Here is an 11,875-nt window from a genome sequence, read left to right as displayed (position 1 = left end):
CGCGAATGCGGTGAGTCAGTCAACAAAGAGGCTGAATGACACACCGCATTCGCGAGCAGGCTCGCTCCCACATTGGAAATGGGTTGCCCACTGGAATTGTGGGCAACCCATTCACATCACCCGCGGTGACGACCGCGGAAGTAGTTGATCAGGCCCTGAGTGGACGGATCATCAGCGTTGGTTTCATCGCTGCCGACCAGACGGTTGTAAACGCCTTTGCCCAGTTCCTTGCCCAGTTCCACGCCCCATTGGTCGAAGGCGTTGATGCCCCAGACCACGCTTTGCACGAACACTTTGTGTTCATACATCGCCACCAGTGCGCCGAGACGACGCGGGCTGATGCGCTCGACCACGAGGGTGTTGCTCGGACGGTTGCCCGGGATCACCTTGTGCGGAGCGAGCTTGTGCACTTCTTCTTCGCTCATGCCCTTGTCGCGCAGTTCCTGCTCGGCTTCCGGCAAGGTCTTGCCGAGCATCAGCGCCTGGCTCTGCGACAGGCAGTTGGCGTAAAGCCACTGGTGGTGGTCGGAGACCGGGTTGAAGCTGACGATCGGCACGATGAAATCGGCCGGAATCAACTGCGAACCTTGATGCAGCAACTGGTGGTAGGCGTGCTGACCGTTGCAGCCGACGCCGCCCCAGATCACCGGACCGGTATCGGTCGACACCGGCGTGCCGTCCTGACGCACGCTCTTGCCGTTGGATTCCATGTCCAGCTGTTGCAAGTGCTTGGTGATGTTACGCAGATAGTGGTCGTACGGCAGGATCGCGTGGCTTTGCGCGCCCCAGAAGTTGCCGTACCACACACCGAGCAGGGCCAGCAGCACCGGCATGTTCTGTTCGAACGGCGCGGTCTGGAAATGCTGGTCCATGGTGTAGGCGCCGGACAGCAGTTCCTTGAAGTTGGACATGCCGATGGCCAGGGCGATCGGCAAACCGATGGCCGACCACAGCGAATAACGACCACCGACCCAGTCCCACATCGGGAAGATGTTTTCTTCGCGGATACCGAACGCTACGGCAGCAGCGTTGTTGCTCGATACGGCGATGAAGTGACGATACAGCTCGGCTTCCGAACCGCCCTGCGCCAGGTACCAGGCGCGCGCAGCTTGAGCGTTCTTCAGGGTTTCGAGGGTGTTGAAGGATTTCGACGAAACAATGAACAGCGTGGTCTCGGCGCGCAGTTTCTGCGTCAGCTCGTGGAACTCACTGCCGTCGATGTTCGCCAGATAGTGGCAACGCACGCCTTTCTGTGCGTACGACAGCAGTGCTTCGGAGACCAGCTCAGGGCCGAGGAACGAGCCACCGATACCGATGTTCACCACGTCGGTGATCGGCTTCTCGGTGTAACCGCGCCACAGACCGTCGTGGATGCGGCCGACCAGATCGGTAATCTGGTTCAGGACCTTGTGGACTTCCGGCATCACATTGACGCCGTTGACCGACAGCTTGTCGCCTACCGGGCGGCGCAGGGCGGTGTGCAGCGCCGGGCGGCCTTCGGACGTGTTGACGATTTCGCCTTCAAACAGCGCTTTGATGGCGCCTTTGAGATCGACTTCATTGGCCAGACCGACCAGCAGGTTGCGGGTCTGGGCGTTGATCAAATTCTTCGAATAATCGAGAAACAGTCCGCAGCTGCTAAGGGTGAACTGGTTGAAGCGCTGCGGATCGGCGTTGAAGGCTTCGCGCATGCTGAAATCCTGCATGGCTTGGCGGTGATCTTTCAACGCTTGCCAGGCGGGCAGAGCGGTAACGTCTTGAGGAGTGAGGTAATACGCCATCGCTGCGGTTTTCCTTTTTACTTGAACGGCCTTTTGAACACTGAACAGACCCGGCACGCCATGTTTGGGCATGGGATCAACTGCGTCGACACGATTTCTGGACACAGGGCGAATACAGTAAACCTCGCGCTGCGTTCTGTCTTGACTTTGTCTGACCAGATCCCTGTACTTTTTTAACATCGAGACCGGGAACTGGCCGACAAGCGGAGGGGGAGCGGGGCGATTTCGTGATCAGGCGAGCTGAACCGGGATGGCGTTGCTGGTGTGACTCAGCTCGTTGCCTGGCGCCATGTAAAGCATGCGCGGCTTGAAATTGACCAGTTCCGCTTCGCTGTAATGGGCGTAGGCACAAATGATCACACGGTCGCCAACCTTGGCCTTGTGCGCTGCGGCGCCGTTGACAGAGATCATCCGCGAGCCTTCTTCGCCACGAATCGCGTAGGTGGTGAAACGCTCGCCGTTGTCGACGTTATAAATCTGGATCTGCTCGTATTCACGAATGCCGGACAAGTCCAGCCACTCGCCATCAATGGCGCACGAACCTTCGTAATCGAGCACCGCATGAGTGACTTCGGCGCGGTGCAGTTTGGCCTTGAGCATGATCGCGTGCATGAGGGATTTTCCCGGGTTGGAATCGAACGGCGGGCAGTGTGCCCGAAGGCTTTAGGGGCGGCAATAAGGCTTGAAACGCAATTTTCATAACACCGAAAACCACTGTAGGAGTGAGCCTGCTCGCGATAGCGGTGTGTCATTCAACACTAATGCTGACTGACACACCGCTATCGCGAGCAGGCTCACTCCTACAGGGGGTATTGCGGTGTTTTTAAGCGGGGGTGTCGAGGTTCAGATGCAGGTTGTCGATCAACCGAGTAGTGCCAAGAAACGCCGCCACCAGAATCACCAGATCGCGATCCTCCGCCGTCGCTGGACGCAAGGTCAGTGCATGGCGGATTTCCAGGTAATCCGGACGCAGGCCCGCCGCTTCCAGCTGCTGTACCTGGGCACTGATCATTGCCGGGAAGTCGCGTTGGCCTTGCTTGATCAACTCGGCAATGTTGCTCAGCGAGCGATAGACCACCGGAGCCACCGCGCGCTGTTCCTCGTTGAGGAAGCCATTGCGCGATGACAGCGCCAGGCCATCGGCTGCACGCACGGTCGGTTCGCCGATGATCTGGATCGGCATGTTCAGGTCATGCACCAGCGCGCGGATCACCGCCAGTTGCTGGTAATCCTTCTGACCGAAAATCGCCAGATCCGGCTGGACCATGTTGAACAGTTTGCTGACGACGGTCGCCACACCCTCGAAATGCCCCGGACGGCTGGCGCCGCACAGGCCTTCGGACAACTGCGGCACGCTGACCCGAGTCTGACCGGCCATGCCGTCGGGGTACATTTCTTCGACAGTCGGCGCGAAGAGCAGGGAGCAACCGGCTTCGAGCAGCTTCTCCTGATCCGCTGCCAACGTGCGCGGGTATTTATCGAGGTCTTCGCCGGCGCCGAACTGCAGCGGGTTGACGAAAATACTCGCGACCACGAAGTCCACCCGTTGGGTGGCTTTGGTGATCAGTGCAACGTGACCGCTGTGCAGGTTGCCCATGGTCGGCACAAAGCCGATGCGCTTGCCTTCGCTGCGGGCGCGGGCTACGGCGGCGCGCAGTTCGCGTACGGTTTTAACGGTGTTCATGCAGAGAATCCGTGTTCGATGCCAGGGAACGTGGTGGCTTTGACTTCGTTGACGTAAGCCTTCAGCGCGGATTGGATGCTGTCCTGGCCGTGCATGAAGTTTTTGACAAATTTCGGCACGCGGCCGGTGATCGACAGGCCGAGCATGTCGTGCAGTACCAGGACCTGGCCGTCGGTGGCGTTACCGGCGCCGATGCCGATGACTGGAATCTTCACCGCCTGGCTGATTTCGGCAGCCAGTTCGCTCGGTACGCATTCGAGCAGCAGCATGGCGGCGCCGGCCTGTTCCAGCGAGATCGCATCGGCACGCATCTGCCGCGCCTGATTTTCGTTACGGCCCTGCACTTTATAGCCGCCGAGAATGTTCACTGCTTGCGGAGTCAGGCCCATGTGCGCGCATACCGGTACACCGCGCTCGGCGAGCAGACGGATCGACTCGGCCAGCCACAGCTGACCTTCGACCTTGACCATGTGCGCACCGGCCTGCATCAGCATGGCGCTGTTAGTCATGGTTTGTTCAAGGGTGGCGTTGGCCATGAACGGCAAGTCAGCCAGGATCAGGGCATCGGTATTGCCACGTTTGACGCAAGCGGTGTGGTAGGCCATTTCTGCGGTGGTCACCGGCAAAGTGCTGTCGTGACCTTGCAGGACCATGCCGAGGGAGTCGCCCACCAGCAGCACTTCGACACCAGCCTCGTTGCAGGCGTGGGCGAAGGTCGCGTCATAGCAGGTCAGCATGGTGATCTTTTCACCTTTCTGCTTGAGGCTCTGGAGCGTGGTCAGGGTGATGGCTGGCATGTAAAAAATCCTCGTTCAGGCGCTCTGGAAACTACTGCGAGTAACGCGCGTGATTCTTCATCTACTCAGGCGCACGCTCTTTTGTCGTGCTTATAAGGCCTGGATTGCGCCCGTATGTGCCGGGTTGGCGGCAGCGGGACGCCTATAGTCGTGATGAGCCAACAGGAAGTCAATTGCGTGTGTTACCGCATTGTTACGAGGGGAGTGTTACCGGCGTTACTGATGCGATTCAGCGCTGCGGCGGGCCTGATTCGCGGGGTTTTTGTCGGACAATAAATCTGGATGTGGCGCAATCCCTGTAGGAGTGAGCCTGCTCGCGATAGCGTTCTGTCAGCCAAAGATTTATTGGCTGATCCACCGCTATCGCGAGCAGGCTCACTCCTACAAAGGGCGGATTTGTGTCAGGCGTGGTGGAGGCGTTCCAGGCCGACGAACGGGCAGGCTGCCAGCAGATCAGACAGGCTGCGGCCATCGGCCAGACGCAGATCTTGCGGCGCCAGTTCGGCGAGGGGATAGAGCACGAACGCACGTTCCTGAATCTGATAATGCGGGACTTTCAGGCGCGGTTCGTCGATCAAGCGATCACCGAACAGCAGAATATCCAGGTCCAACGTGCGCGGGCCCCAGCGCTCCAGACGCTCGCGGCCCTGATCATTCTCGATCGCCTGTAAGGCATCGAGCAGATCCAGCGGCGCAAGATCGCTGTCAAGCGCAGCGACCGCGTTGGTGTACCGCGGTTGGCCTGGCAGCAACGAGTCGCTTTGATAGAAGGCGGAAACGCCCGCGAGTGTGGTCTGCGGCAGTTGCCCCAGCGCCTCGACGGCGCTGCGTAACTGTTCGGCCGGGTCAGCGAGGTTGCTGCCCATGCCGATGTAGATGCGTTCCATGCCTTTATTCGCCTGTAGCGCTCGGGGCGCCGGCGCGTTTGCGCTTGGAGCCGCTGCTGCGGCGACGTTTGCGCGGAGCACCGCTGGCGTCATCGCCCTTGCCGCTGAGGTCGCGGATCATATCGCGACGTTCGCTGTCGTTGGCGTCCTGATAATCCGTCCACCATTCACCGAGGCCATCAGTCTCCTCGCCGGCGCTTTCACGCAGCAACAGGAAGTCGTAACCGGCGCGGAAACGCGGATTGTCCAGCAACAGGTCGGCACGTTTGCCGCTGCGGCGTGGCAGGCGCTCCTGCATGTCCCAGATCTCGCGGATCGGCATAGTGAAGCGTTTCGGAATCGCAATGCGCTGGCATTGTTCGGCGATCAGCTCGTGCGCGCCTTCCTGCATCGCTGGAATCGGCGGCATGCCACGTTCCTGCAAGCGCAACACGCGAGCCGGCAAAGCAGGCCACAACAGTGCGGCAAACAGGAACGCCGGGGTCACCGGTTTGTTCTGCTTGATGCGCAAGTCGGTGTTGGTCAGCGCTTCGCTGATCAGCGTGTGGGTGTATTCCGGGTTGTGTTCCAGCGCATCGGCACTGGCCGGGAACAGCGGGGCGAACAGTTGCAGATCGACCAGCATTTCGAAGGTGATTGCGCCGTGTCCCGAAAGGAACAGCTTGAGTACTTCTTCGAACAGGCGTGCCGACGGAATCTCGCGCAGCATCGGCGCCAGTTCGCGGATCGGCTGAACCGTGTGCTTCTCGATGCCGAAATTGAGCTTGGCGGCAAAACGCACGGCGCGCAGCATGCGCACCGGGTCTTCCTGGTAGCGCTGCTTCGGATCGCCGATCAAACGGATCAGGTGATTGCGGATGTCGTGTACGCCGTTGGCATAATCGAGAATGCGCTCGCTGACCGGATCGTAATACAGGGCGTTGATGGTGAAGTCGCGGCGTTGCGCGTCTTCTTCCAGGGTGCCGTAAACGTTGTCGCGCAGAATTCGCCCGCTTTCGTTACGCGAGGACTGATTGCTGTCTTCGTCGTCTTCGTTGACCGGGTGATTGGCGCGGAAGGTCGCGACTTCAATGATTTCGCGACCGAAATGGATGTGCACCAGTTTGAAGCGACGGCCGATGATCCGCGCGTTGCGGAATTCGGCACGGACTTGCTCGGGGGTGGCGCTGGTGGCGACGTCAAAGTCCTTGGGCGTGATGCCCAGCAGCATGTCACGCACGCAACCGCCGACCAGATAAGCCTGGTAACCGGCACCTTGCAGGCGTTCGACGATATTCACCGCATAGCGGCTGAATTGCGTTTTCTGCAGCGAATGTTGGCCGCTGTTGAGCACTTCAGGGGTGCTGCGGATGTGTTGCGTACGACGCACGGGAGTTCGGAATGACTGGAACAACTTCTTCAGCATGGGATGCACTGTTTGAAGGAATGTTCGGCCATACCAAAGAATGACCGCATGATGGGCGCAGATTCTAGCATTTAGTCGGGGGATGGTGTAGGACACGGCCGATTTGAGCTGTAAGCCGCAAGCTGCAAGGGGCGAGCAAGGGAAATTCGAAGGATTTTGCCGGGAGGGAGAAACTACAAGGGGAGCCGAAGCTCCCCAAGAAGTAGTTGCGTGCTCTTTTTATTATTGATTCGGGCTTCTTGTTTTTGTTGAGTGCCCTCGCCACGAAGTGTTTCCTTCGTGACCCTCCCAATCGGGAGCCAAGAGCAAACGGATTGCTTTGGTCGCTGAATTGCAGTGATCTCTCGATCCAACCAGTACAGGCTCTGTCTTAGGACAGTTTTTGTTGTTCTCGGCCTGGTCGTGGGGCAAGCCCCAAATACAACGCCTCTCCAAAAGAATCAGTTAGCTGCGCCTCTCGCCGTCTTGTTTTTATTGTGCGTGAGTCGATTCGTCTTATTTTTATTGTCTTGTGCATTGCTTGTTATTGTTCTTGTACCAAACATATAGCAGGGGCCGTGCCAACTTTTGCGAAACCCAATAAAACAAGGGGTTAGGTCGATATAACCGTTTTGTCGGGGCGAAAAAAAGCCGGGGTTTCGTTACCGATAACCCCGGCTTCTGTTACGTGAATCGACTGAGGTAACAGTTTTTTCACATCTTCAAGCGTTACCCGCACACTCGACAGGTAACGTTCAGCTCTCGCTGGCGACCCCGGTCTTGCGCCGTGGGATGCCTAGACGCTGACGGCGCTCCCACAGACATTTACGGCTGACGCCCAGTTTGCGCGCCAGTTCGGTCTCGGTCATGTGGTCCTGATGCTCGAGAACGAAGTGCTGGAAGTAGTCTTCCAGCGACAGGTCTTCGGTCGGCTCGTGGCTGCTGTTGCTGGCGTTACCCGGCGTTTGTGGCGGCAGACCGATGAACTCGTCGTCTTCCAGATCGCTCAGCTCGATGTCGATGCCCAGCAGGTCGGCGGAGATTTCCGCGCTTTCGCTCAGAATCACCGCGCGCTCGACTGCGTTTTCCAGTTCACGCACGTTACCCGGCCAGGAATAATGACGAATCGCCTGTTCGGCATCCGCGGCAAATTTCAGGTCGGTACGGTTGATGCGCGCACTTTGGCGAGCGAGGAAAGCCGTGGCGATCTCGTTGACGTCGGCGCCGCGCTCGCGCAGGGCCGGCAGTTTTAACGCGATCACGTGCAGACGGTAATAAAGGTCTTCACGGAACTGGCCGATTTTCGCCAGGCTCTTCAAGTCGCGGTGAGTGGCCGCGATCAGGCGTACATCGACCTTCTGCGACTGCACCGAGCCAACACGGCGAATTTCGCCTTCCTGCAACACACGCAGCAGTCGAGCCTGAGCTTCCAGCGGCAGTTCGCCGATTTCGTCGAGGAACAAGGTGCCGCCGTCCGCCGCTTCGACCAGACCGGCACGCCCGGCGCTGGCGCCGGTGAATGCGCCTTTCTCGTGGCCGAACAGTTCGGACTCGATCAGGCTTTCCGGAATGGCTGCGCAGTTCACCGAGATCATCGGCGCCTTGGCGCGTTTCGACAGGTTGTGCAGTGCGCGGGCCACCAGTTCTTTACCGGTGCCGGACTCGCCCTGGATCAACACATTGGAATCGGTTGGCGCGACTTTGCGGATCTTGCTGTACAAGTCCTGCATCGGTGGGCAGGAGCCGATGATGCCAATCTCGCCATTGCTGTTGTCGACGGCGGATTTGCCGCTGCCATTGGCCGGTTTACTGGCAACTGCTTCGCCGGCCGCCGGTGCCGATTGGCGATCACGCAGGATCCGCGCGACAGCCTGAAGCATTTCATCGTGGTCGAAAGGCTTGGCGATGTAGTCCACCGCGCCCATCTTCATCGAGTCGACCGCCGAGCGCAGGCTGGCATAGCTGGTCATGATCAGCACCGGTGTGCCCTGGCCGAGCTTGATCAGCTCAGTACCCGGCGCGCCCGGCAAACGCAGATCGCTGACGATCAGATCGAACGTAGGAATGGTGAAGCGTTCTTGTGCTTCCTGCACTGAACCGGCTTCGCTGACCTGGTACTGGTTGCGTTCCAGCAGGCGGCGCAAGGCGGAGCGGATAATTGTTTCGTCTTCGACGATCAAAATGTGCGGCATTGATTCGATACTCTCGACGGTCTCAGTTCACAGCGGACGTCGCTTCGACATGACGCGGTAAGGTCACCCGGATACGGGTGCCGCGTTGGCTTTGTACATCAGCCGGGCTGTCGATGGTGATTTGTCCATAATGCTCTTCAACGATGGAATAGACCAGTGCAAGGCCCAGACCGGTGCCTTCGCCAGGATCCTTGGTGGTGAAGAAGGGTTCGAACAATCTATCCATGATGTTCTTCGGAATACCGCTGCCTTCGTCTTCGACGATCAGATCGACCGTGTGTTCGCCGGCTTCGCTCTTGACCCGTACCGCACTGTGCGGCGGCGAGGCGTCGCGGGCGTTGGAGAGCAAGTTGATCAATACCTGGGCGAGTCGCTGCGGATCGCCTTCGACCCAATGATCAGGATCGCAGAGGTTGTAGAACTGCACCTCGAAATTGCGTCGGTTCAGGGCCAGCAGGCCGATTGCATCTTGAGCGACCTCTGCCAGACAAACGGGCTCGTCACTGTGCTGATGGCTGCCAGCGTGGGCGAAACTCATCAACGACTGGACGATGCGCGACACACGTTTGGTCTGTTCGAGAATCTGCCCGCTGATTTCCGTCAGTTCGCCGTCATCTTCACGCTCTTCGCGCAGGTTTTGCGCAAGACAAGCGATGCCGGTGATCGGGTTGCCGATTTCGTGAGCCACGCCCGCCGCGAGACGACCAATGCTGGCCAGACGCTCGGAGTGCACCAATTTGTCTTCGAGCATCTGCGTTTCGGTCAAATCTTCGACCAGTAGCACCAGGCCGCTGTTACCCGGTGCCAACGGTTCGTCGATTGCCGCTTTGTGCAGGTTCAACCAGCGGGTTTGGCCATCGAGGGCCAGGTGCTGTTTGTGCAAATGCTCGTCCGGCAGATCGATGAAACCTTGCAGCAGGCCTTTCCAAGGCTCGCCGATGGTACTCAGGCGCGAACCGACCACGCGCTGTGCGGCGATTCCGGTGAGTTCTTCCATGGCCTTGTTCCACATCAGGATCTCTTGATCCTTGGCCAGCGAGCAGACGCCCATCGGCAGTTCTTGCAAGGTTTGGCGGTGGTAACGACGCAGGGCATCGAGTTCGGCGGCCAGACCTGTGAGGCGCGAGTGGTAATCCTCGAGGCGGCTTTCGATGAAGTGGATGTCTTCGGTGACGTAGTTTTCGCCACCCGCCTTGTAGGGCAGGAAGGTTTCCACCATGTCCTGCGCCACGCTCGGGCCCATCAGACCGGAAAGGTTGGCCTCGATACGGTCACGCAAACGGCGCAGTGCATAAGGACGGCGTTCGTCAAATGGTAGATAGAGGTCACGCAACGCTTGCTCGACTTCTTTCTGCGCAGCCTTGGCGCCCAGCGGTTTGGCCAGTTGTGTGGCGAATTCCTGTGGCGAGGCCGCATGCAGTTCACGCCGCTGCGGACGACGGACGTTGTCTACCGCACAGGCTTCGGCGGCGCTGGCTTCTTCCGGGCTGGCGTTGGTGAACAGCGAGATCAGCGTGAACATCAAGACGTTTGCAGCCAGCGAGGCGATTGCCGCCATGTGCCAACTGGTGTCGTCGAGCACGTAAATCATGTTCAGCAGCGGGATGTAGAAACCCTGCAGATTGCCGACCAGCGGCAGCAGCATGGTCACTACCCAGACCAGAATGCCCGCCAGCAGACCGGCGATAAAGCCGCGACGGTTGGCGGTCGGCCAGTACAACACCGACAACACCCCGGGCAGGAATTGCAGGGTCGCGACAAACGCGACGATGCCGAGGTTGGCCAGATCCTGCTCGGCGCCAAGCATCAGGTAGAAACCGAAACCGGCCATGATGATCGCGACGATCAGCGCGCGGCGGGTCCACTTCAGCCAGCGGTAGATGTTGCCTTCGGCCGGCGGCTGGTAGAGCGGCAAAACCAAGTGGTTCAGCGCCATGCCCGACAGCGCCAGCGTGGTGACGATGATCAGCCCGCTGGCCGCCGATAAACCGCCGACATAGGCGAGCAACGCCAGCGGTTTGCTGTTGGCGGCGATGCCGATGCCGAGGGTGAAGTATTCCGGGTTGGTTGTGGCGCCGAGTTTGAGGCCGGCCCAGAGAATCAGCGGCACCGCCAGGCTCATCAGCAGCAGGAACAGCGGCAAACCCCAACTTGCGCTGACCAGCGAGCGCGGGTTGAGGTTTTCGGTAAAGGTCATGTGATACATGTGCGGCATCACGATCGCCGAGGCAAAGAACACCAGCAGCAGCGTACGCCAGGGGCCTTCCTGCAACGGCGTGTGCAGAGCGGCGAGGGCAGTCTGGTTTTGCAGCAGCCAAATCTCAAGCTGTTGCGGACCATCGAACACGCCGTACAGCGCATACAGGCCGACGCCACCGAGAGCGATCAGTTTGATCACCGACTCGAAGGCAATCGCAAACACCAGTCCTTCGTGCTTCTCACGGGTGGCGATATGCCGGGAACCGAAGAAAATCGTGAACAGGATGATCAGCGCACAGAACGCCAGCGCGACGCGACTCTGGATCGGCTCGCCGGTCAGAATGCCTATGGAGTCGGCCACCGCCTGAATCTGCAACGCCAGCAGCGGCAGCACACCGATCAACATGAAAATCGTGGTCAGCGCGCCGGCCCAGGTGCTGCGAAAGCGAAACGCGAACAGATCCGCCAGCGACGACAGTTGATAGGTGCGGGTGATTTTCAGGATCGGATAGAGCAACACCGGCGCTAGCAGAAATGCGCCGGACACGCCGAGGTAACTGGACAGAAAGCCGTAGCCGTACTGATAGGCGAGGCCGACCGTGCCGTAGAACGCCCACGCACTGGCGTAAACCCCCAGCGACAAGGTGTAGGTCAGCGGGTGGCGAATGATCGCCCGCGGGATCATGCCCCGTTCGCTGATCCAGGCGACGCCGAACAGCACCGCCAGGTACGCGGCGCTGATCAGGATCATCTGGGTCAGGCTAAAGCTCATCGGCATCTTTTTGGCTCTGCAGGATGAAGGTCACGACAATCAGGATCAACCAGAGCAGATAGGGGCGATACCAGGCGCCCGTAGCGTCGATCCACCAATCCATGATGGCGGGGGAAAACAGGTAGATCCCCACGACTAAAAGCAGGACCAAGCGATAGATGTACATCCCGGCCTCTCTT

General features: G+C 59.3%; 9 protein-coding genes. All 9 read right to left on the bottom strand.

What is annotated here, in order from left to right; genetic code table 11:
* Positions 1–116 precede the first annotated feature (116 nt).
* Positions 117–1,781, bottom strand: a complete 1,665-nt coding sequence (gene pgi, locus HU754_RS25555) for a glucose-6-phosphate isomerase (RefSeq protein ID WP_186625127.1) — start codon at positions 1,779–1,781, stop codon at positions 117–119.
* 231 nt (positions 1,782–2,012) lie between these two features.
* Entirely contained in the window at positions 2,013–2,393 is a 381-nt protein-coding gene (gene panD / locus HU754_RS25550) for an aspartate 1-decarboxylase (RefSeq protein ID WP_003205654.1), read from the bottom strand.
* Positions 2,394–2,604: 211 nt separating this feature from the next.
* A complete protein-coding gene (gene panC, locus HU754_RS25545) occupies positions 2,605–3,465 on the bottom strand; it encodes a pantoate--beta-alanine ligase (RefSeq protein WP_186625129.1) in 861 nt (286 codons plus the stop codon).
* Positions 3,462–4,262, bottom strand: coding sequence for a 3-methyl-2-oxobutanoate hydroxymethyltransferase (panB, locus tag HU754_RS25540; protein ID WP_093434905.1), 801 nt, complete (start codon positions 4,260–4,262; stop codon positions 3,462–3,464). The genes panC and panB overlap by 4 nt, the downstream gene beginning before the upstream one ends.
* Before the next feature lie 401 nt (positions 4,263–4,663).
* On the bottom strand, positions 4,664–5,149 hold the full coding sequence (gene folK / locus HU754_RS25535) for a 2-amino-4-hydroxy-6-hydroxymethyldihydropteridine diphosphokinase (protein WP_186625131.1): 486 nt from the start codon (positions 5,147–5,149) through the stop codon (positions 4,664–4,666).
* A gap of 4 nt (positions 5,150–5,153) precedes the next feature.
* A complete protein-coding gene (locus tag HU754_RS25530; RefSeq protein ID WP_064118692.1) occupies positions 5,154–6,554 on the bottom strand; it encodes a polynucleotide adenylyltransferase PcnB in 1,401 nt (466 codons plus the stop codon).
* A gap of 734 nt (positions 6,555–7,288) precedes the next feature.
* Complete coding sequence (locus HU754_RS25525) at positions 7,289–8,725, bottom strand: sigma-54-dependent transcriptional regulator (protein WP_093434911.1); 1,437 nt, start codon at positions 8,723–8,725, stop codon at positions 7,289–7,291.
* 22 nt (positions 8,726–8,747) lie between these two features.
* Positions 8,748–11,702, bottom strand: a complete 2,955-nt coding sequence (locus HU754_RS25520) for a sensor histidine kinase (RefSeq protein ID WP_177413113.1) — start codon at positions 11,700–11,702, stop codon at positions 8,748–8,750.
* A complete protein-coding gene (locus tag HU754_RS25515; protein WP_003176118.1) occupies positions 11,686–11,862 on the bottom strand; it encodes a hypothetical protein in 177 nt (58 codons plus the stop codon). The genes HU754_RS25520 and HU754_RS25515 overlap by 17 nt, the downstream gene beginning before the upstream one ends.
* Positions 11,863–11,875: the final 13 nt, after the last annotated feature.

It is taken from the genome of Pseudomonas zeae (genome assembly GCF_014268485.2).
GTDB classification, from domain to species: Bacteria; Pseudomonadota; Gammaproteobacteria; order Pseudomonadales; family Pseudomonadaceae; genus Aquipseudomonas; species Aquipseudomonas neuropathica.
Note: the sequence above shows the minus strand (reverse complement) of the source record. Positions and strands in the feature narration are given on the sequence as shown.